Genomic DNA, 22022 nt, shown 5'->3' with positions numbered 1-22022 from the left:
CCATAGGCATGACGGGCATGCGCCAACAGCGGCACATCCCGGCTTCGTGAGGCTTGAAAGGGACAAAGGGGAGCCAAAGCGGCCCGTTATCCGTCGCATACGACGTCAGCATCGCGTCTATAGCCGAACGGCCTGGAAAAAGGAAGTCACGGCCCCCGGTCGGTCATGACGGGCCAGATCGGGCGCTTGTCAAAACCAGCCGGAGGTCTCGCTCGAAGGCGCCCAATGGTCGCGGGCTGCCTTGTCCGCGCGCTTCGCCGCATACATCCGCTCATCGGCGAGATGCATCATGGCCGTCGCATCCAGCCTGTCCGCGCCGCCGCAGAAAACGGAACCGACACTGGCCGTGATCGACCAGCCCTTCGTGTCTCCCAGCTCGGAGATCGCCGCTTTGGCGGCAACGATGCAGCGCTCGAACTCGTCTTCGGGCACGTCGGGGAAAATAAGCAGGAATTCGTCGCCGGACATGCGGGCCGCCAGGCCGCGGCTGCCGATCGACGACCGCAGCGCCCGCGACACATCGATCAGGCATTCGTCTCCGGCGAAATGGCCATGGGCATCGTTCACCGCCTTGAACCCGTCGAGATCGACATATGCCAGACCTATTCCCCGTGACGCGACCGTAGATGCGGCGAGTATCCCCGGCAGATATTCGGTGACGAAAGCGCGGTTGGGCAGCCGCGTCAGCGGATCTATCCGGGCATCTTCCTGTGCGCGCCGTTGAACGCCGATATCTTCGAGGACGACGACGAAGAAATTCTCCTCTGGCTGCGCCGCCTCGATCAGATTGACGGTAAGGCGGGCCCAGCGGATCGATCCATCGGCGCCGACACAGCGCTTTTCCATCGCGTAGCGGTCAATCTCGCCCCGCCGAAGCCGAACGAGGTTCGCCAGATCCGCCGCTATATCGTCCGCATGGGTTATGGTCTGGAAACTTTGCTTCTCGAGATCCTGCCGAGGCCAGCCGACGATTTCGGCGAAACGGTCGTTGATACGCAGCAGTCGGCCATCAAGGTGGACATGGGCCACACCCACCGCCGCCTGCTCGAACATTGCCTGAAGCCTCCGGTGGAGCACGGCGGAGGTTTCCCGTTGCTGTCGGGCATCATCGGCGTGAAGCGCAACGCACAGGGGGTAGGCCAGCAACTCTCCCGTTACGAGGTCATCGCTGGAAAAGGCGAACGGCCGGTGAGACGCCAATTTCAGGACGCCCTGGACCTGCCCTCCGATGATCGTCGGAACGAGGATCAGGGAGGCAATGCCGAAGCGACGACAGGCAGCGGCGATCACCGGGCAGGAATATTGGAGATTGTCGCAGATGAACGCCCTGCCGCTGAACTTGATCCCGGCGGACAGGCTGCCCCTGATCGGCATGCGTTGCCCGGCGAAGCGGGCGACGGTTCCGCTGCAGGCGGTGATGACGACGTCCTCTCCATCGATCCTTTCATAGACCGCACCATCCACGCCCGGTATCAGGTCCAGTGCGGCTTCGACCACCAAATTGGCGACCTGCTCGAAATCGTCGCAGGCGGCGAGGCTGTCCCGCTGCAATTTCCGGTAGCGGATGGAGGCCCGGGCTTGCGACGGCACCTCATGCTCGTCGTGCGGTACATATGACGCTTTCCGGTTCCGGCTCGTGCGTTCCGCCCGTGCTGCCACCCTCAAACCCTCTCTACCGCTAACGTTTGCATTTGCGGTCATCTGGACGACCGGTCTCCATTGTGAAGAGCGTCGTCCCGATGCGCCCTCCCATGCAAGGTCCTGCGGGCTATGCTTAGCCGAAAGTCTAATGGGTGCTTCTTGGCGCGTGCCCGTGCTCAGGTCGATCTGCCCAGAGCATGGTTGGCGGCGATATAGCCGAAGGTCAGCGCCGGGCCGATCGTGCCGCCCGCGCCATAATAGGCGTTGCGAGTCGGCGCCGCGATGCAGTTGCCCGCGCCGTAAAGCCCCGGGATCGGCTGTCCGCTGGTGGACAGCAGCTGCGCATGATGGTTGATGCGCGGGCCGCCATTGGTGTCGAGCGCACCGGCGGCAAGGATGAAGGCATAATAGGGTCCTTCGCCGGAAAAGGGATGCATGGTGATGTTGGGGTAGGGGTTGGCGCCGTGGGTGCTGCCCTCGCGCGCGGCCGAGAACAGCTTGTGCCACTGCACGTCGTACAGCTGCGCACCTCGGTCGAAATCGGCGTCGCGGCCGGTTCTGGCATAGCCGTCATAACGGCCGATGCTCTCGACCGCAGCCGCCGCGAAGCCCGGAGCTAATCTGACGCCGCCGCTGCGCGCGCCGAGCGACGATAGTTTCGCGTCGAGCCGCTTGAACAGCGCGTCCCAGCTGTCGCCCTTGACGAGATAGGGGCTCTCCGTGCCAGCTGCAGGCATGGGATAGGCGCCGCCGAAACGATCGAGCGACCGCTGGTCGAACAGCATGAACAGCAGCTGGTTGGGATATTCGTCGCGCACGGGATCATAGACAAAATGAACGCGCGTGCGGTCATTGTAGCATCGCTTCTCGTTGACCACGCGGCGGCCATATTTGTTGAGCAGCACCATAGAGTCGCCGGGCAGGAAGAAGGCGCACACCCCGAGCTCGCGGTTCTCCAGCGCCTCCTCTAACAGCACCTGGGTTCGCCAGGCGCCGTCGAGCGTGCCCATCGCAGCCCCCGCCGCGCCCGCGATCGAGATGAAGTCCCCGGTCGACCCCGGCATCGCGCAGGACCCGTAGAGCGCAGTCTGGTGGAGCCCGACCAGATCGAGATTATGCGCATAGCCACCGGTGCCGAAGATGACCGCCTTGCGCGCGCCGATACGGATGGTCTTGCCGTTGCTCTCCGCCTCCACGCCGACGGCGCGGCCGCCGTGAATGACGGTCCGGGTGACGCGGGTTTCGGTCAGGATCGGGACCTGGTGCCGTTCGAGCCAGTCGGTCAGCTGCATGGCGAGGCTGCCGCCGCCCTGGCCACCGGAGCCCGTTGCAGGCTCCAATGCCCGGCCCGTGGGGACCTTGTTCTCCGGCAGATGGTCTGCATAGTCGGGTGCCGGCTCGTCTATCGCCCAAAGGCGGAACTGCTTGAAGCGCACCGCGTCGACCGCCTGCAAATGGTCGATCGCCTTATAACCATGATCGTAAAAGGCCTCGATCAGGCGATAGTCCGCTTCGGTCAGGCCCAGCGTCGGGCTGGTCGGATCGTAGATCTGGGGAAAGGAAAAGCGGCACATATAGGCCATCGCATCGGCCTTCTCGTCCCGGATTCCCTGGGCGCGAAGGCCGAAATGGTTGCAGATCCAGACGACTCCGCCCGATTTGCCGGTGGTCCCGCCCAGGAAGGGCATCTTTTCGACCACGATCACCTCGGCCCCGGCGGCAGCTGCCGTCACCGCTGCGCTGCACGCGGCCGCGCCGCTTCCGACGCAGACGATGTCGGCCATCTGATCCCATGACGGCCTGGGAGCCGCGCGGGTTTCCGCCGGGACGGCAGCGGCTGCCGCAGCCGCAAGGCCGGCCCCCGCCAGAAGGGTTCGGCGGCTCAGCATCGCATTCGTCTTATCGGCCGTCCTCATGGCATCCCATCCTCTCGATTTTTCGAAAGGATAGGCGAGGATCGCGCTAGACGCGCCTATTTCAAACGATAGTCATATAAAAATGACGATCAGTCTTTGGCTTCTTCATCCTGATCGTCGCGATCGTTTGCCTCCTGCCCGGAGGGCTTGCTGAGCGCATGGGCATTGGCGAGGTGGAAGGCGCGGACTTCCTCCCGCATCGCTTTGACGATATCGTTCTTGGCTCTTGCGATCCGATCGACCAGTCCTCCGACGCCTATCGCCAGCCGGACGCCATACATCGTCTGGCCGAGCGGCATGGCGATGGCTGAAAGGCCGGGATCGGGCCGGTTTTCATGATGGGCGTAGCCGATATGCCGGATCCAGCGGATGTCCTGCATCAGCACTTCGAGGTGAGGGGCCTCGCCGTCGTTCATCCGGTAATAATGAGAATAGCGGAAGATTTTCTCGATTTGCCTATCCGACATCTGGCTGAGCAGGGCGAGACCCGCTGCCGAGTCGATCATCGGCCGCATCACGCCTTCGCGCGGCACCGATTTGAACTCGTGCGACGGTTCGCGGAACAGCACATATTGGATGTAGAGATCGTTCTCGGTGGCGAGGCCGACCGTTTCGTTGGTGATCCGCTGCAGCCGTTCGACGAGGTTGCGATAAGCGGGGTCGGCGACGATATGGCCGGTCAGCCAGTTGCCGAGCGCACTGACCTGCGTCGTAGGCAGATAGGTGCGGCTGTGGCGGCTGTAGTTGAGGTAGCCGCTCATCACCATGCTCTTGAGCAGGGTGGTCGTGCTCGACTGGGGGTAGCCTAGCGCGCTGTGAATCTCGTTCAACCGCAGGGGGCGACGCAGGTCGGCGAAGAGTTCGAGCACCTCGAACGCCCTGGATGCCGACTTGACCGTCCTGCGCTGCATGGCTGTTTCAGTCTCTTCCCGTCGCCGAAGGCCACCTCATGCCTTGAAGGTCTTCAGAACGAAACTGGACTCTATGTGAGCGATGCCGCTGGCATGGGTGAGGGTCGCCAGCAACTCCCGATAATGGGCAAGGTCGCGGACGAAGGCGTGGAGCAGATAGTCATTGGACCCGCTCATCAGATAGCCGCCCACCACCTGTGGAAGGCCCTCGACCAGCTTCTCGATGCTTTCGAGAATTTCGCTGGTCTGGCGCTCGAGCTTGACCGCTATGAATACCGGCATGGAACCGATCAGGGCGCTGCGGTCCACCTTCGCAGCATAGCCGATGATTACGCCCGACTGTTCGAGCTTGCGTACCCGCCGCAGCGTGGGGGTAAGCGACAGGCCGATCTCGGCAGCGAGGTCGCTCCAGCTCATCCGGCCGTCGCGTTCCAGCGCCGCCACGATCTTCATGTCGTAGCGGTCGAGCCGCGCGGCAGGCGGCACGTCGCTCTCAGTCTGCCCCCCCATGACCCCGCCTTTCCCGTCAGCGCGTGCCGGCCGGAGCCGATCCGTCCTTGATCACCGCACCGCCCTTCATGACGAAGGTGACGTTACGCAACTGCGCGATGTCCTTCAACGGATCGCCGCCGACCGCGATGATGTCGGCATAGCGGCCCGCCTGGATCGAGCCGATATCGGCTTCGTCACCGATCAGCGTGGCCGCCGACGAGGTGGCGGCAACAATGGTGTCCATCGGAGTCATGCCCGCGTCGACCATCAACTCGAACTCGCGCGCGTTGGATCCGTGTGGGAAGACGCCGGCGTCGGTCCCGAAGGCGATCTTGACCCCTGCCTTGTAGGCGCGGTTCAAATTGGCCTTCATGACAGGGCCGACCGCTAGCGCTTTCGCTGCCACGGACGGCGCGAGAAGCTCGGGATGCAGCTTTGCATAATCGACGACCGAGGCGCCCGCAGTGAGGGTCGGGACGAGCCAGGTGCCATTGGCCTTCATGATCTTGTCGCCATCGGCGTCGGCGAAGGAGCCATGCTCGATCGAGTCGACACCGAGCTTGGCCGCATGTTCGATCGCGACCGTGCCATGGGCATGCGCCGCCACCTTCATGTGCAGCGTGTGCGCGGTGTCGACGACGGCCTTGATCTCCTCGTCGGTCATCAGCTGGGCCTGCGGATCGTCGCCGACGCTGGCCACGCCGCCGCTCGGCACGATCTTGATGAGGTCGGTGCCCTCTCGATGATGGCGCCGCACCGACTTGATCGCCTCTTCCGGGCCGTCGGCGATGCCGTCGGTCCACTCCGGCTTGGAGAGTGCTGCGTCGAAGCCCGTGCTCGCGTCGGCATGACCGCCGGTCGGGCTGATGATGCTGCCCGCGACCCACATGCGTGGTCCGACGATTTCGCCGGCGGTCACGGCCTTCTTCAGGGCGACGATCGCGCGGGTATAGCCGCCGACGTCACGGACCGAGGTGAAGCCTGCCATCAGCGTCTTGCGTGCGTTGACCGTGCCGTCGAGCAGATGATCGAAGGCGTTTTTGGTCACTGCGTTCGCGACCTGCGAGCCCTTCCCGAGCTCGAGGAGCAGATGGACATGGGCATCGATCAGGCCGGGCAGGACCGTGCTCGTCGAGAGATCGACCACTTCGGCGCCGGGCTTGTCGACGAAGCCCTGCTCGACGCCCACGATCCGGTCGTCCTTGATCAGAATCGACATGCGCTCGCGCGGCTGGCGGGACACGCCGTCGATCAGGCGGCCGGCATGGATGACGATATCCTTGGCGAAGGCGGGGGCGGAAAGGCTGGTTGCAGCGGCGAGGGTCAGGGCAATGGCCAGGCGGCGGGTGCGGAAGGTCACGGGGCTCTCCTGTCGATGGTCATGCAAGAAACGAGGGGGCCTCTCTTCGGAAACCCCCTCCATTCGATCAAAAGCGCTTGGTGAAGTCGATGCCGATCGTGCGAGGCACATTGCTGATCGCGCGGACATTGTTCAGTCCGCCATAGACGTTGGCGCTGAGCTTGCTGATCACCGTGTCGTCGTTGAACAGATTGTTGACGAACAGCGACGCGCTCCAATTGTCGTCCTGCGCGCCGAAGCCCGCGCGGAGCGAAACGACCGCATAGGCGGGCAGCCGCCGCTGGAAGGCGCTGGTGTGGCGGAATTCTGTCCAGGTCGAGCTGTTGTAGAAGACGTCCGAGCGGAGGTTCGCCTTCAGCGTCGGGTTGAGGTCCCACTCATATTGCGCGCCACCCTGCAGAGTTACCTTGGGAACGCTGGGAATGTCGTCGCCCTTCAGTCCGGATGCGAGCAGCGACTGGTTGGTCTGGTCCTCGCGCAGCACGGCATCGATATAGGAGCCCGATGCCTGCAACTGCAGCCCGTCGAGCGGATAGAGCGTCGCTTCGGCCTCGATGCCCCGCACGCGGGCGCGGCCGGCATTGGCGATGAAGCCGAAATTGGTGCCCGGGAGCGTGCCCGAGGTCTGCATGTTGTTCCAGTCGATCTGGAACAGCGCCGCGTTCAGGGTGAGCAGGCGATCGAACAGGCTGCTCTTCACGCCGGCTTCGTAGTTCCAGACCTTGTCCGAAGCATAGCTCTGCAGGTCTGCCGGCAGGCTGACATTCTGGTTGACGCCGCCGGGCCGCTGACCGCTCGATGCGGTGGCATAGACCATCACGACGGGCGTGATCTTGTAGCTGACGTTCGCCTTGTACAACCAGCCATTCTCGCTGCTCGACTGCGAGGTGAAGGGAGTGACGCCGAAGCCGACCGAGGTGTTGACCACGGTGACGACGCCGGTGACCTTGCGGGTATAGTCGTAATAGCGGATGCCGCCCGTGACCGAGAGCTGGTCGGTGACGTCATAGGTGGCCTCGGCGAAGCCCGCCTTCTGCTTCAGCCCGTCGGTGATCAGGCGCTGACCCAGAAGATTGGTCGCATTGACCGGCAGGACGTCTCCCGATCCCACAGCCGAGCGCAGGATGTTGCTGGCGAAGTCGCCCTTGCGGTCGCTGTAGAAGAAGCCGCCGGTCCACTGGAAGGGGCCCTTGCCGCTGCCCGAGATGCGGGCTTCGAACGTGTCGGTCTTGGTGATCTGCGGCGAATTGGCGACTGCAGGAGCCTGGTTGTTAAGCAGGTTGTAGGTCGCCGACCCGACCGGGAAGCGCGCAGCGTTCACCCGGAAGAAGGCCGAGATGTCGTAGCTGTAGTTGAAGTTGCGATAGGCGTGAGAGCCCACGGCCGTCAGCGTGACGGGACCGAGATCCCAGTTGATCGTGCCGCTGTACAGGCGGAACTTGTCGCGCACCGGCTGGTCCGACTCATAGTTGCGCTTGTAGGGGCCCGAAGCGAGGAAATAATCGTTCAGGCCGCCTTTCAGGTTCTGGAAGGTTGCGACGCCGTCGATCGTCAGACCCGGGGCCGGCTCCAGGCGGGCCATGATGCGGCCGCCGGTGCTGAACTGGTCGTTGACGTTCTTTTGCCCGAGGGTGGGGTTGTCGACATAACCGGGCCGTTCGCGCACGAAGCCGACCGCGCGGATGGCGAGGAGATCGGAGACGATCGGCACGTTGACCATCGCCTGATTCTCGAAGCCCATGCTTCCGCCATCGACGGCCGAGATCTGACCGGTGACGGTCGCTTCGGTCTTGTCGAGCTTCGGCTTGGCGAAGATCAGGCGCACCGTGCCCGCCATCGACGACGAGCCGTAAAGCGTGCCCTGCGGGCCGCGCAGCACTTCGACCCGGTCGACGTCGAACAGGCGAATGTCGGGGGTCGTGCCGCCAGCGTCGCTGGCGACGCCCGACGAGCCCATCAGGGGAACGTCGTCATAGTAGAGACCGACGGTCGCCTCACCCGCTGCGCGGATGTTGCGGATGGTAACGCGCGAACCGGAGAAGCCGCCTTCGCGGACGACGAGGCCGGGGCTGACGCGGGCGAGGCCGTTGGAGTCGGTGACGCCCATGGTCGTCAGGGTGTTGCCGGTCACCGCGGTGATCGCGAGCGGCGTGTCCTGAAGATTGGTGGCGCGGCGTAGCGCGGTGACGACGATCTCGTCGCCCATGCCGTCGGCGCTTTCCGCGGCGGTCGCGCCATCGGTCTGCGCGAGGGCCGGAGCGGCCGAGAGGAGGGCGGTCATGGCCGTGCCGATCAACAGACGACGCGCAAAATGAACCTTGGCGAAGAGCACCATATTATTTCCCCTTTAGTGGATCGATCGACCGGCCTGTTCGCGGGATGTGGTTGATTCTGCTCTTCCAGCGAACGGGTGTATTTTTGTCCGATCTTCGATTTCGATAGTGAAAAACCGCCCGTATTGCTGTCAAAGAGGAGTGATTTCCGCCTCAAAAATCGTGAAACTCCGGCGAATATCACCATAGGGATATTCGTGTAGCCTTGGCGGCGTCCACCATGTCCCCGGGGTGCACGTGGCGGTGGAGACCTAGCTGATTGGGCAGCATCCCGGCCAAGCGCCGCTCCTGTAGCGTCAGCATGAGAGCAGCGTGCGGCTGAAAAGGCCGCCACAGACCGGAGGGATGGACGTGGCAAGGCTCGACGGAAAGACGATCATCATATTGGGCGCTTCGGATGGCCGCAGCATGGGCGCCGCGACGGCCCGCGTTCTGGCGCGTGAGGGAGCGAACCTCGTTCTGGCCGCGCGCCGCAAAGATGGCGTCGAGGCCGTCGCAAGCGAGGTCGGCGGGGTCGCCGTCGCCTGCGACATCACCGACGAGGCGCAGATCGAGGCACTGGCAGCCGCAGCGGTCGATCGCTTCGGCGGGCTCGATGGCGCGATCAACTATGCGGGTGCCGATACGCAGGCCTCGATCCTCGACGTCACCGTCGAACAGTTGCGCCTCATGTGCGATGTGCATTTCATCGGCACGGCGCTGTTCTTCAAGCATATGGCGCGTCGCATGGAGAAAGGCGGATCGCTCGTCACCACCTCGTCGCTGACTGCTGCCGTCGCCCCGCCTGGACTGTCGGCCTATGCGGGGACGAAGCGCGGCGTCGATCATATGGTCCGCGTGGCCGCCAATGAACTGGGGGAGCGCGGCATCCGCGTCAATTCGATCATCCCCGGATTTACGCGATCGGCGATGACCGAGGATTATTTCGCGCTGCCGACGCTCCAGGGCGCCTTCCTGCGCGAGATCCCGCTCGGTCGGCTCAGCACGGTCGACGATATCGCCAATGCGGCGCTGTGGCTGCTGTCCGACGAGTCGGCGTCGACCACCGGGCAGGCGATCGACTGCACCGCCGGACAATCGCTGCGCCGGACGCCGACCAACGAGGAACTGATGCGCTGAGGTGCGAAGCCCCGGCGCTCAGCGCCGGGGCGCGCCCGAAATGTTGCGGACCAGATCGTACCAATGGTCGAGGTCGGCGTGGAACGCCTCGATCAGGATGCGCTCGTCCTTGCCGTGCGCGCGCATGTCATCGGGATCGACCCGCCACAGCCCATCGACGCCATAGGTCGGGATCCCGTTGGCGCGCAGCCGACCGCCATCGGTTGCCCCCGGGGTCATCTCGGGGATGATCGCGACCCCCGGATGACGCGCGCGGACGGCCTTGGTGTAGGCGCCGACGATCTCGTCGGTGAGCGGGGAGGGCTGGGTACCGTCGCCGAAGGCGTTGAGCGTCGTGACCTCGACGTCCTTGCCCGCGACCGCCTGCAACTCGGTCTGCACCCTGTCCGCCGGGACGCCGGGGAAGATGCGGCAGTTGACGGTCGCGGTCGCCGTCTGGGGCAGGGCGTTCTCGGCATGGCCGCCATTCAGGAGCGTCGCCACGCAGGTCGTCCGGATCATCCCGATCTCGCCATCGTCGGCGTCGATCCGGTCGGCCGCCGCGATGTTGGTCGGATCCTTGGCGAAGGCGCGCATCGCGGCCGCCAGCTCGGGCTGGCGCAGCGGTGCCGAGCTTTCGAGATAGGCCTTCACCGTCTCGTTCAGCATCGGCGCGAAGCGGTAGGCCGACAGCCTCTCCAGCGCTCCGGCCAGCGCGTAGATCGCATTGTCGGCGCGCGGGCGCGAGGAGTGGCCGCCGCGATTGCGCGCGGTGAAGGTGAAGCTCGCATAGGTCTTTTCGGACGTCTGCAGGCGAAAGCCCAGCGGGCGGCCGGCCCGATCGATCGAGCCGCCCCCGCCATCGGCGTTGAGCGCGATCACCGCATTGTGCAGCGGGCGCCATTCGCCGACGATCTTTGCAGCGCCTTCGCCTTCGCTCTCCTCGTCGCCGGTCGCGAACAGGATGACGTCGCGGTCGAGCTTCACGCCTTCGGCTTTCAGGCGCAGCAGCGCGATCGCCTGGGCGACGAAGCCGCCCTTCATGTCGCTGGTGCCGCGGCCATAATAATAGCCATCCTCGGCGATCAGCTTGAACGGGTCGCGCGACCAGTCCTCCGGCCGCGCATCGACCACATCCATATGACCGAGCAGCAGGACCGCGCCTCGCCGCGGCTTGGCCGCGCGCAGCCGGACCATGAGGGCTGCGGTCTGCTTATAGGGCAGCACGCGCACGTCTGCAGCGGGGAAGCCAGCCGCCAGGAATTCGCGCGCGAACCGCTCCGCCACCGGCCGGGCCCCGGTCTTTCCATCGACCGAGGGCACGGCCACCGCGTCCGCCAGCAGGCCGTCCGCGCGCGCCCGCCAGTCGGCGGCGGGTGCGGCATGAGCGGTGCCGGCGGCGCAGAGCGCGGCGAGAGCGATCAGCGCGCGCATCGTCAGAAGGTGACCCGGGCGCGGGCGTACAGATAGCGGCCGTTGATACCGATCGGCGACAGCACGTCATAAGCGAGGTTGCCCGCGCCGTTGATGTCGTCGCTTGAGCGGTCGGGATAATTGTCGAACAGGTTGTTCGCGCCGATGCTGAAGGTCAGGCCCTCGGCGAAGCTGTACGACACTTCGGTATCGAGCTGCCATTCCGCGCCGAAACGCTGGCGCGGTGCGAAGCCGCCGCCGAAGTCGAACACGCGCACCACCGAACCGTTGCGAATGCCGCGCACCGTGGCCGAAATCGGCCCCTGCGCCCAGTCGCCCGACAGGATCAGCTTGTCGCGCGGGGCCGCGTTGACGAGCGTATTGGTCTCTTCGAGGCCGATCAGATTGCCGCTGATGCCGTTGGCGGCGAGCTGCGCCGGCGGCGCGTCGACGCTGCGGATGCTGCTCTTGGCGTAGCTGTAGCTGGCCGAGAGGCCCAGCTTGGACTCGCCGAGGGTGAAGCGATAGTCGGCGACCGCCTCGATGCCGCGCGTCTTCAGGTCGACGGCATTGGTGAAGAAGTTGATCGCGTCGAAGGTGCCGAGGCCCAGCGCCGCCCGCTGCGCCGCGCTCAGACCGGTAAGGTCGAAGCGCTCCGACAAGGTGATGCGGTTGTCGATCAGGATGCGGAAGGCGTCGACCGAGAGGTGCAGACCCTCGAAAGGCGAGGCGGTGATGCCGGCCGACAGGTTGAAGCTCTTTTCCGGCTTCAGCTTCGCGGCGCCGAGCGATTGGGCGACCGCGCTGTCGACGGGCAGGGTCGCGACCCGGCGCAGCTGACCGCCCGCGCCGAAGTTGAGCGAGGTCGCCGAGGCGCCGCGCTGGGCGAGAGCCGGCGCACGGAAGCTGTTCGACACCGAGCCGCGCAGCGCGAAGCCGGGGACGAACTCCCAGCGCAGCGCCGCCTTGCCGGCGACGCTGGTGCCCGCATCCGAATAATGTTCGACGCGGCCGGCGACGTCGGCCGACAGGGTCGGCGCGAGCTTGGTCGACAGTTCGAGATAGGCGGCGACCACGTCGCGATCGAGCTTGCGCGCGTCATCCGGGGTCAGGCCGGGACCGGCCTGCGCGCCGGGCTGAAGGCCGAGCGAGGTGGGATCGGCGAGCGGGCCGACCGCATAGGAGGCCGGGTCGCCGGCCTTGGAGCGCCAGTTCTCGCGACGATATTCGCCGCCGAAGGAGACGGTGACGGGTGCCGCGAGGCCCAGCTCATAGTCGCGCGACAGGTCGAGATTGGCGACCAGCTGATCCGAGCGGACGCGCGACAGGAGGAAATTGTTGGGGCTCGCCGCGCCGAGCGAATAGTTGACCGAGTCGCGCAGGCGGTAGCTGATCCAGTTGCGGCCATAGGTCAGGCTCGCATCGGCGCGCCAGTCGCCCAGATCGCCCTTCAGGCCGGCCGTGACCGAGATGTCGCGGTTGCGCACGACGCTCTTGGGGCGGAAGCCGCCGGTGCCGTTGGGCTGGGCCGGGGGCAGATAGTCGTTGCCATTGCCGTCGACGATGACTGGCCAGCGGAAGAAATTGGCGCCGACCGATTTGCGCGCGTGCGCGACGCCGAAGCTGTAGAAGGTCAGGTCGCCGCCAACCGGAGTTTCGGCATTGTACCAGAGGTGGCCGCTGTCGACGCGCGGGTCGCCGACCTTGAACAGGCGCTTGCCGAAGAACTGGTCGTTGCGCGGATCGGTGTAGCTGCCGTTCGAGAGGAACTGGCCACCCTGATCGAAGCCCGCGCGGTTGGTGCCCTGCTGGTGGGTATAGTCGCCCCCGACCGTCAGGAAGCCGCCGTCGCCGAGCTTGGTGCCGAACTTCAGCGCGCCTGACAGGTTGCGCCCGTCGTCGATCGTCTTGCCGACCGCGCGCGGCTTGGTGACGTTCAGGCCATAGGTCATGTCGGCCACGAAGCCATGGTCCATCCGGTCGAGGCCGATGTTGATAACGCCGGCGACCGCGTCCGAACCATATTGGGCGGCGGCACCGTCGCGCAGCACTTCGAGACGGCCCACGCCGTTGATCGGCAGGGTGTTAAGGTCGACCGGGGCGGTGCCCCTGCCGACCTTGGTGTCGAGCGCCGGGGTCGAGGTGGTGTGGTAGCGCTTGCCGTTGACGAGGACGAGCACCTGATCGGGCGAAAGGCCGCGCAGCTGGGCGGCGCGCACCGTGTCGCCGACGCCCGAGTTGGACTGGCGCGGGAAGTTGAAGGCGGGAACGAGCGTGCCGATCGACTGGGCCAGTTCGCCCGTCGCACCCGCCTGGCGGATCGCATCGCCGCGGATCACGTCGACCGGCACCGGGCTGTCGAGTACGGTGCGGTTCGGCGCGCGGCTGCCGATCACGGTGATCTCGGGGTCACCCGAACTGTCCGTGGTCTGCGCCATTGCGGCGTTGCCCGCGAGGGGGGCGGCGAGGAGGAAGGCACCGGTCGCGATGCCGGCGAGAAGACGGTGATCGATCTTGCGCATGGTTATAGTCCCCTGAAACGCCTGTCTTTTATGGTGCCAGCTATAGCCGAAGGTGCGCGCGGGTTTAGACAAGAATGCTATTCCGGTCGTAACAATTTCTTCCAGATCGGTTGGGAAAGCCAGAAAAGGCACGACAAGCGGCGCCCGACGCGGCAGAGGACGGCGTCGGAAAAACGGGTACGGACAGGATAGAGTGCGGCGCGTCATCGGTCCCTGGCAGGCTTCCTCGGTCGTCGTCGGCATGGTCGTCGGGGCAGGCATATTCCGTTCGGCGTCGGTCGTCGGCGCGACGCTCGGTTCGCCGCTGGCGATCTATGCGGCGTGGGCGCTGGGCGGGGTCGTCGCGCTGATCGGCGCGCTCTGCTATGCCGAACTCAGCGCGGCTTTCCCGCATCCCGGCGGCGATTATCGCTTTCTGAAGCAGGCCTATGGCCAGACCATCGCTTATCTGTTCGCCTGGTCACGCTTCACGGTGATCTTCACCGCTTCTGCAGCAATGCTGGCCTTCGTCGGCACCGATTATCTCAACGAACTCTGGCCGATGGACCGGCTTACCCGCGCCGTGCTCGCGGCACTGATGGTGGTGGTGCTCGCGGCGATCAACCTGCGCGGCCTGAAGACCAGCGCGCGCAGTGAGGTCGCGTTCGTCGCACTCGACGTGGTCGCCCTGCTGGCGCTCGGCGGGGCTGCGCTATGGATGATCCTGCACGGCGGGGTGCCGGTCGATGGCGCCGTGCCGCCGGTCGATCCCGTCGGCGGCTTCGGTGTCGCGATGGTCTATGTCATGCTCGCTTATGGCGGGTTCAACGACGCCTCCACCCTTTCGGCCGAAGTCCGGCGCCCGCGCGACATCACCCGCGCAATGATCGGCGGCATGGGCGCGGTGACCTTGCTCTACCTGGTCGCCAACTGGGCCTATGTCAGCGTACTCGGCCCCGCCGGCCTCGCGAGGAGCGATGCCCCCGCCGCAGCGGTGATGCAGGCGGTGTTCGGCGAGGTCGGGCGCACTGCGATGGTGGTCGCGGTCGGCGTCGCCGCGATTGCCATCCTCAACGCGCTGCTGATCGTCGGCGGGCGCACCCTCTACGCCGCCGCCGCCGACCTGCCCGGCCTCGAGCGGCTGGCGACCTGGGACGAGCAGCGCGGCGTGCCGCGTGCCGCCATCCTGCTGCAGACCGCGATCACCCTGCTGCTGATCGTCTGGGGCGCGCTGACCCCGGCGGGCTTCGCGACGATGGTCGACTATATGTCGCCGGTCTACTGGCTGTTCCTGACGCTCAGCGGCCTTGCCCTGCCTCTGCTGCGCCGCAAATGCCCCGATGCCGAGCGCCCCTATCGCGTGCCGTTCGGACCGCTGTTGCCGCTGATCTTCTCGGGCGTCTCGATCTACATCTTGTGGGCGAGCATCGACTATGTCGGCTGGGTCGGCACCGCGATCAGCTTCGGCACGCTGGTGGCGGGCCTGATGGCGCGGTGGGGACTGGGCATTTTCGCGAGGCGAACTGCCGGGTAACGGGACCGAACGCGCAACGAACTCAATTGTGGCAGTATCCGGGGTCCATGCCAGGCCGGCACGACACGGACCTCAGGCGTGCATAATGGCTGTATCTTGATCGGGCCCCTGTTCTGCACAGCGATCGGTGGTCGTGTCCCGGGTGGTGGTGCAGCTGGACGGTCGCGGAGCTGGCACCGGGAACATACCGTCCGGCGCGCCCTTCTAATTCGTTGAGGGCGCGCGATAGACTTCTTTGCCCTTCACCACCGTGCGCAGAACCCGTGTGCGATGGATGCTGGTGGCAGGAACGGTGAAGATATCCTGATCGAGCACGATGAAATCGGCCTGCTTGCCTGGCTCCAGCGTGCCGGTTCGGTCGCCGATGCCGAGCTGCAGCGCGGCATTGACAGTCAGTAGCTTTACGGCTTCGGCCACGGAAATTTTCTGTGCCGGTGCAAGTTCTTCACTACTGCCGCCTGGCGCCTGCCGGGTGACAAGCGTTTCGATTGCCACCCATGGCGACATCGAAGGCACCACCGGCCAGTCCGAGCCGAGCACGACATGCGTGCCTGCCGCCAGAGCATCGCGCACCGGGGTGAAGCGTTCCATCCGCTTTGCGCCAACCGAGCGGACGACGTCGCGGACCGGTGGACTGGGGAACCACAGATAGGGCGAGAATTCATAAGTCGCGCCAAGGCCGGTTGCGCGGGCGATATCTTCGGGTGTGATGAAGTTGGCATGGGCCAACTCGTGGTGCTTGCCATAAGGGCCGTTGGCTTTCCGCGCTGCGGCAATGGCATCGAGCGCGGTGCGCGAGGAGGCATCGCCGGCCACGTGGAGCTTCACGGTGAGCCCGGCCGCGTCATAGCGGATCAGCTTGGCTGCGATCTCGGCGGGGCTCGCCATAAGCTCGCCCTTGATCTTTGCGGGTTCTCCATGCTTGTCGGCATCAGCATAAGGTTCGAGCATCGCGGCCGTGTGGGCATCAGTGGGCACGCCGTCGAGGATCATCTTCACGCAGCTGATCTCAAGCCCGGGCCGCGCATAGAGATTGCGTTGGGCGATCAGTGTCTGGTCATTGTCCCACATGCAGGTGCGCACATGCTGCACCAGTTCGCCCCGGTCTGCCAATGCGGCATAGGCGCGCGCGTTGGGCGTGGCCATCAGCGCTTCTTCATAGGCGGTGATGCCTTGCGCCAGCATCATTTGCGTTGCGGTGCGCAGCGCGGCGATACGCGTTTCTGCAGACGGCGGCGGCATCTTGTTGAGGATGATGAAGGCCGCGGTCTCACGCATGATACCGGTCGGTTCGCCCTTCCGGTCCTTCTCGATGATCCCGCCGCCCGGTGGATTGGGTGTATCGCTCGCAATGCCTGCTGCCTTCAGCGCGGCAGTGTTGGCCCAGATGCTGTGCAGACTGATATCGTGAAGCACCACCGGTACGTCGCCGGACACGGCATCGAGCAGTTTGCGGTGCGGCGGAGTCCTGCCCAGCGAGCTTGCATCCCATTGGCCGCCCTCAATCCATTCACCCGGCTTCGCCCTGGCCGCGCAGGCCTTTACAGTGGCAATCACCGTGGCAAGGTTCGCGCCTTGCGGAAAGGTGCAGCTCGCCTCTCTCAGCCCGGCATCGACCGCGTGGACATGCATGTCGATCATTCCGGGCAGCACGGTCTTGCCGGCAAGGTCGATCACGCGGGTCTGCGCGCTCTTGTGCTTGACCAGATCGGCATCGCTGCCAGTCGCGACGATGGTCTGCCCCGAAACCGCCATCGCCTCCTGCCAGCCGCCGGGGGTAGCGATATGGCCATGCGTATAGATCACATCGGCAGGCAGCGGCGCGGGGGCGACCACCGCATCCTGAAACTGCGCAAGCGTGGGCGTTGCAGCGCTGGCGATGGCAAGCGCGAGCAGCGTCGGAGCGAGAGGAGAGCGCATGTGATTTGGTCCCAGAAAGGCTTTCGGTCGCCCGTTTTGGAGCGGGCAAGGGGGCATCAGAAGCGGGTGGAGAGTTCAAGCCCATAGGTGCGTGGCACGGCCCAGCGCACCATGCGCTGATCGAATGGCGCGAGGTAGAAAGAGAAATCGCGGTACCGTTTGTCGAACAGGTTTCGCCCGAACAGCGCCACGGTGAAGCGGTCGTTCGCAAAGGAATAGGCTACGCGCCCGTTGACCAGCATATAGCCGGGCAGGCGGCCATCCGGGACGTTGGCGGCTTCATAATAAATGCTGCTGCGCCAAGAGAGATCGCCGCGCAGGGTCAGCTCACCGCCCGCCACGGGTACATTCGCCTGCGCACCGGCATTGAGCGAAAGCTTGGGCACGAACGGCAGGCGGTTGCCCGCGCAGTTGGTGGCGGGGGCGCAGCCAGGGAAGTCGTCATAGGTCGCGTCAGTATAGCCCGCGCCAAAGTTCAGCTCGATCGCGCGGATCGGTTTCGCGGTCACTTCCAGCTCAAAACCCTTGATCTTCGCCGCTGCGGCATTGCGGATCTGGAACGCGGCACCGACAAGCGCCGATACCTGCAGATCCTTGTAGTCGGTGTAGAATGCCGCCGCGTTCACGCGCAGCTTGCGGTCCAGCAGATCCGTCTTGAGCCCAGCTTCATAGCTCCACACCTTCTCCGGGCCGAAGCTGATATCGGTGCTGCCGACAATATCGGGGTTGAACCCGCCGCTCTTGAACCCGCGCGCGGCGCTGGCATAGACGCGCGCCGTCTCGGCCAACTGCCAGGTCACGCTGAGGTTGCCCGAAAGGTCCTTGTCGGTCCTGTCCAGTCGCGCGATCAGGTTCGGCAGCGGCACGAAAGCCGAGTTTGTCTGACGGAAGTTTAGTTTGCGGGTCTCGATGTTGTAACGCAGGCCCCCGCTGATCGTGATACCAGGTGCCAGGCGCCAGTCGCCGCTGACGAAAGCGGCGTAGGCATCGGTCTTTAGCGTCGAGAGGCTGGCAATTGCCCCAAGGAATGCTGCAGGGCCGGGAGGGCCGACCACGGTTGTCCGGCGATCGGCGTCGGCATCTTGACGCAGGTAGAACAGGCCAATCAGGTAGTCGAACGTACCGCTGCTAGGCGAAGCCAGCCGCAACTCCTGTGTGAACTGGTCCGCACCGTCCTGAAAGTTGGAGCTGGAGAGCGGCAGCGGGCGGGCATCGTCATCGTCGATAAGCTGTGACTTGTTCTCGCCATAGGCCGTGATCGACGTCATGGTGTAGTCGCCGATACGCCAGTCGATGTTGAGGTTGGTGGTCCAGATATCGCGGGTCTGCAGGCTGGGTGCATCCTGCGCGACGATATATGGATCGGCAAAGAAGCCCGGCAGTCCGGCGAGGCCGCCAACTGTGTTGTCGGCAACTTGGCCAAGCAGCAGCCGATCGGCCTGTTTGAGCCAGCTGCCCGAAAGGTTTACGTCGACATCTTCGTTTGGCTGCCACAGCAGCGATCCGCGCAGCGCCTTGCGGTTCAGGTTGTTGAGCTTCTGGTTGTTCACGACATTGAGGATATAGCCATCGCGGCTGGCGATCGACCCGGCCAGCTTGACACCCAGTTTGCCCGGCACCAGTGGCCCTGTCAGCAGCACGCTGGCCTCGCGCTGATCGAGATTGCCGATCGCGGCGCGGCCTTCGGCATGGAAGGCTTCCAGATCGGGTTTGCGCGTCGTTATGTTGATCGCGCCCGCCGTGGTGTTGCGGCCAAACAACGTGCCCTGCGGCCCGCGCAGCACCTCCAGTGTGGCGATATCGGGAAGTTCCTGATCGAAGCCGTTGGGGCGCACGGTCAGCACGCCATCGATGTAGACGCCAAGCCCACTGTCAAAGCCAATGTTGCGGGTCTGCGAGACGATGCCGCGAATGCCGATGGCACCCAGCACCGCTCCACCGCCATCCTGCGTGAGATTGGGAACATTGCCGACAAGATCGGAAACGCGAGCGATGCCGCGTTCCTGCAAGTCCTCACCCTTAATTGCGGTCATCGAGATCGGCACGGTCTGAACGTTTTCTTCCCGCTTGCGCGCGACGACGACGATGGCATCGATACCCCCGTCATCATTCTGAGCGGCAGCAGCTTCCTGCGCCATAGCAGGCGCTGACAGCAGCGCGGCGGCAGACAGACCAGCCAACGCGGCACGGCGGCAGTGATCTCCACGCATAAACTTGCTCCCTGTTGATCCGGCCCGACTTTTCGGGCTCTTCCATCGCATGCATTTGGTCGAGCAAGCAGACCGGCACATCACCCAGATGGTGTATGCGCTATGCAGCCAAGCGCTGGACGGGTGCGCCGATCCCAGTATTGAGCAAAGAATATGCACGTTTCCCGACGAAGGGGGGCTTGCAGAGTGGCTATTTGTGGTAATCTGCACTTCTTGTTCACGTTCCGGTCAGGAGACCCGAATGCTGCAGGCCGATCTTTTGGCAACTTTTTACGCGGCGCCGACAGACCGGGCGCGGTTGACGCCGGCGCTTGATCGGGTCCGCGAGATGACCAATGCCGCCTCAGCCACGCTTCATCTGTTCCAGCGTTCGGCATCAAGGCTGCGCCACCAGTGGCAGCATGCGTGTTCGCAAACGCCGCTCTCCGCCCATATGCTGGCGACGCTTGATGACGTAAACCCGCGCACCCTGAGCGTGCTCAATCCGCCCAGCAATACGCCGTGCCTGCTCGAAGATTCGGGTCTCCCTGAACGGTTTCGCCCTGAGCTACGCAAGTGGCAGGCCCAGTTGCGGAAGCAGGGAATGGGCCGCTTCATTGCCGCGCGTGTTTCGCTCGACAAGGATCGTGATATCGGCCTCGCGCTCCACGCCAGGATCGATGGCAGCGAAATGTCACCGGGCACCAGCGAATTGTTGGTCGAGCTTATGCCCCATCTGCGGGAAACCGTGCTGCTGGCAGCCAAGGTCGATTCTGATGCTCTCAGACATGACAGCCTTAACATGGCGTTTGAGCGGATGCAGCCGGGACTTGTCACGATTTCGGGTGATGGGGAGGTTCTGACGATCAACCGATCTGCAAGACGCTTGCTTGGCTTGTCAGACATGGCCACCTTTTTGCCGCCTTCGCTCCGCACGCGCATTGCCGCGGGCGGCACAGGCGGTTCCCTATGCTGGAAAGCTGGTGACCGGCATCTGCATATTTGCTTCAATCTGCTCCCGCATCCGGATGACGCCTATGTCCGCATTGGCGGGTCAGACAAAATATGGTTGCTTGTTGTCTGTGATGTCGACGAACGGGCGCTGCCGCTTGGCCGCGAGTTTGCGGACTGCTTCGGTCTCACCGCAGCCGAAATGGCTGTGCTTGGTTGCTTGATAAGAGGGGCCGATCTTGCCGAGGTGGCTAAGGAACGGACCATTTCGATTCACACAGCGCGGACCCAACTCAAATCGGTCTTGGCCAAAGTCGGTGCGCGGCGGCAATCGCAATTGATACGGATGGTCTGCAATAGTCCCAACGCTTGGCTCAGCTCCCGCACATAGCCCGTCTTTGAGTCGCCCCTGGCACGGGCATTCGGGAAATGGCGCGCCGGATGGAGGAAAGTCGGCCCGTTGATCGAGCGGGGCGATGATGGCGAGCGTGACCGGTTTCTATAGTGACGAGTGGACTTTCTGGCATTCGGTCGGGCTGCAGGCTCTGCTCCTGCCGATCGGCGGTTATGTGCAGCCGCCGAGTGGGGTCGCCGGTGCCCTTTCTCGGCCTCGCGATCGTAGAAGCGCTGAGCGGCGAACGCACCGACGTGGCCGATCCGACATTGGCAATCTTCGAGGCGCAGCAGCCGGGGCCGGAGACGACCGCCTTCCAGCTCGCCCGGGTCGACCGCCTCGCGCGGGTCTTTGCCGCCTGAGTCTTCAGTGCCGGCGCGCGTTGCGGAGCGTGTCGGAGGGACTGCAGCCGTAGCGCTTTCGATAATGCTGTGCGTAGCGGCCGAACTCGACTATGCCGCAGTCGAGCATCACATCGGTGATCCGCTCCGTACCCTCGGCGCGGATCAGTGCTTCGTGCAGACGTTCGAGCCGATAGCGGCGGATATATTCCGCCGGGCTGGTTCCCAGGAATCGATTGAAGCCGGTCTGGAGGCTGCGAACGCTGACACCGACCTTGGCCGCGATGCCGCCGACCGACAGATTTCCGTCAAAACCGTCATGGATGATCGCGCGGGCGCGCTGGACGTGCCAAGGTGCGGTTTCATTGGCGGGTGATGCGATCAGGTCCGAGTAATTGCTGCGATGCTGACTCAGCAGCAATTCGGCCATCATCGCTGCATAATGGCGCTGCAGGCGACCATTGCCGAGCAGGTCCGGCAGAGCATCTGCCTGGTCGGTGATGTGCGTTACCAGGCGGGACCAGGCGGCTGGCAGGTCGCCTCCGTCAATGCCGGCTGCGTCGAAGGTCAGCGGACGGGCCACCGAGATGCTCAGCTCGCGTTGCAGATAATCGTCGAACAGATGGCGCGACAGTCGTACCGTCAGATGACGGCACCGGTGCGTCATGTCGACCTTGAGCCGGGCACCCGGCGAGGTGACGTGGAGCGCGCCGGGGCGAATGGTGCAGCGCTGGCTGTCGTCCCACATTGTGCTGGCGCCGTTGATCGCAGTGTGGACCAGATAGCTGTCTTCGACCTTCGCGGGGTCGATATAAACATCGGTGCCATAGGAGAGGTCGACGATCTGCACCTCGCCCAATTGAAGACAGCTCAACCGTGCGGCCATCGCACGGGTCGATTTCAACGTCATTTCATGCGGCGCCAGGGCCTGAGAGACAAACCGCAAAGTCTCTGAGGCATCGTCCGAGCGGAAGTCTCTGCGAAGACGGTCGTCGGTGGAGCAAGATTGAGCCGGCATGGCGCGCATG

15 protein-coding genes are annotated in these 22022 nt (G+C 64.6%); 4 read left to right on the top strand and 11 right to left on the bottom strand.

Annotation, left to right across the window (positions count from 1 at the left end; all coding sequences use genetic code 11):
- Window positions 1-189: 189 nt before the first annotated feature.
- The 6 genes from ACNI3R_RS02515 to ACNI3R_RS02490 all read right to left on the bottom strand — a co-directional run bounded on the left by ACNI3R_RS02515 (window position 190) and on the right by ACNI3R_RS02490 (window position 8655).
- Window positions 190-1701 carry a GGDEF domain-containing protein gene (locus tag ACNI3R_RS02515; RefSeq protein ID WP_426179629.1) on the bottom strand — a complete coding sequence of 504 codons (1512 nt, stop codon included), beginning with the start codon at window positions 1699-1701 and terminating at the stop codon, window positions 190-192.
- 116 nt (window positions 1702-1817) lie between these two features.
- Window positions 1818-3557, bottom strand: coding sequence for an FAD-dependent oxidoreductase (locus tag ACNI3R_RS02510; RefSeq protein WP_426179627.1), 1740 nt, complete (start codon window positions 3555-3557; stop codon window positions 1818-1820).
- 89 nt (window positions 3558-3646) lie between these two features.
- Complete coding sequence (locus ACNI3R_RS02505) at window positions 3647-4468, bottom strand: IclR family transcriptional regulator (RefSeq protein WP_426179626.1); 822 nt, start codon at window positions 4466-4468, stop codon at window positions 3647-3649.
- A gap of 36 nt (window positions 4469-4504) precedes the next feature.
- Window positions 4505-4978 carry an Lrp/AsnC family transcriptional regulator gene (locus ACNI3R_RS02500; protein WP_426179624.1) on the bottom strand — a complete coding sequence of 158 codons (474 nt, stop codon included), beginning with the start codon at window positions 4976-4978 and terminating at the stop codon, window positions 4505-4507.
- Between the two features lie 16 nt (window positions 4979-4994).
- Window positions 4995-6320: a metal-dependent hydrolase family protein gene (locus tag ACNI3R_RS02495; protein WP_426179623.1), complete on the bottom strand. Its 1326-nt coding sequence runs from the start codon at window positions 6318-6320 to the stop codon at window positions 4995-4997.
- Window positions 6321-6387: 67 nt separating this feature from the next.
- Window positions 6388-8655: a TonB-dependent receptor gene (locus tag ACNI3R_RS02490; RefSeq protein WP_426179622.1), complete on the bottom strand. Its 2268-nt coding sequence runs from the start codon at window positions 8653-8655 to the stop codon at window positions 6388-6390.
- A 349-nt stretch (window positions 8656-9004) separates the two neighbouring features.
- Here ACNI3R_RS02490 and ACNI3R_RS02485 point away from each other — a divergent pair, with 349 nt between their 5' ends.
- Window positions 9005-9772 (top strand): SDR family NAD(P)-dependent oxidoreductase, encoded by a 768-nt coding sequence (locus tag ACNI3R_RS02485; RefSeq protein WP_426179621.1) that lies wholly within the window; start codon window positions 9005-9007, stop codon window positions 9770-9772.
- An 18-nt stretch (window positions 9773-9790) separates the two neighbouring features.
- Here the strand turns inward: ACNI3R_RS02485 and ACNI3R_RS02480 are convergent, their stop codons facing one another.
- Window positions 9791-11185: a M20/M25/M40 family metallo-hydrolase gene (locus ACNI3R_RS02480; RefSeq protein ID WP_426179620.1), complete on the bottom strand. Its 1395-nt coding sequence runs from the start codon at window positions 11183-11185 to the stop codon at window positions 9791-9793.
- A gap of 2 nt (window positions 11186-11187) precedes the next feature.
- A complete protein-coding gene (locus tag ACNI3R_RS02475; protein WP_426179618.1) occupies window positions 11188-13686 on the bottom strand; it encodes a TonB-dependent receptor plug domain-containing protein in 2499 nt (832 codons plus the stop codon).
- Between the two features lie 193 nt (window positions 13687-13879).
- Between ACNI3R_RS02475 and ACNI3R_RS02470 the strand changes: the two genes are divergently transcribed.
- Window positions 13880-15199 (top strand): APC family permease, encoded by a 1320-nt coding sequence (locus tag ACNI3R_RS02470; RefSeq protein WP_426179616.1) that lies wholly within the window; start codon window positions 13880-13882, stop codon window positions 15197-15199.
- A 204-nt stretch (window positions 15200-15403) separates the two neighbouring features.
- Here ACNI3R_RS02470 and ACNI3R_RS02465 read toward each other — a convergent pair whose 3' ends face one another.
- Entirely contained in the window at window positions 15404-17119 is a 1716-nt protein-coding gene (locus tag ACNI3R_RS02465) for an amidohydrolase (RefSeq protein ID WP_426179614.1), read from the bottom strand.
- Between the two features lie 56 nt (window positions 17120-17175).
- Complete coding sequence (locus ACNI3R_RS02460) at window positions 17176-19329, bottom strand: TonB-dependent receptor (RefSeq protein WP_426179613.1); 2154 nt, start codon at window positions 19327-19329, stop codon at window positions 17176-17178.
- A gap of 241 nt (window positions 19330-19570) precedes the next feature.
- On the opposite strand from ACNI3R_RS02460, the gene ACNI3R_RS02455 reads away from it, so the two are divergent.
- Window positions 19571-20650 (top strand): helix-turn-helix transcriptional regulator, encoded by a 1080-nt coding sequence (locus ACNI3R_RS02455; RefSeq protein ID WP_426179612.1) that lies wholly within the window; start codon window positions 19571-19573, stop codon window positions 20648-20650.
- Between the two features lie 203 nt (window positions 20651-20853).
- On the top strand, window positions 20854-21015 hold the full coding sequence (locus tag ACNI3R_RS02450) for a hypothetical protein (protein ID WP_426179610.1): 162 nt from the start codon (window positions 20854-20856) through the stop codon (window positions 21013-21015).
- Between the two features lie 4 nt (window positions 21016-21019).
- Here the strand turns inward: ACNI3R_RS02450 and ACNI3R_RS02445 are convergent, their stop codons facing one another.
- Entirely contained in the window at window positions 21020-22012 is a 993-nt protein-coding gene (locus tag ACNI3R_RS02445; RefSeq protein WP_426179608.1) for an AraC family transcriptional regulator, read from the bottom strand.
- Between the last annotated feature and the right edge of the window lie 10 nt (window positions 22013-22022).

Source organism: Rhizorhabdus antheiae, assembly GCF_049889055.1.
Taxonomy (GTDB): Bacteria; Pseudomonadota; Alphaproteobacteria; order Sphingomonadales; family Sphingomonadaceae; genus Rhizorhabdus.
This window is presented reverse-complemented; position numbering and strand designations above follow the sequence as displayed.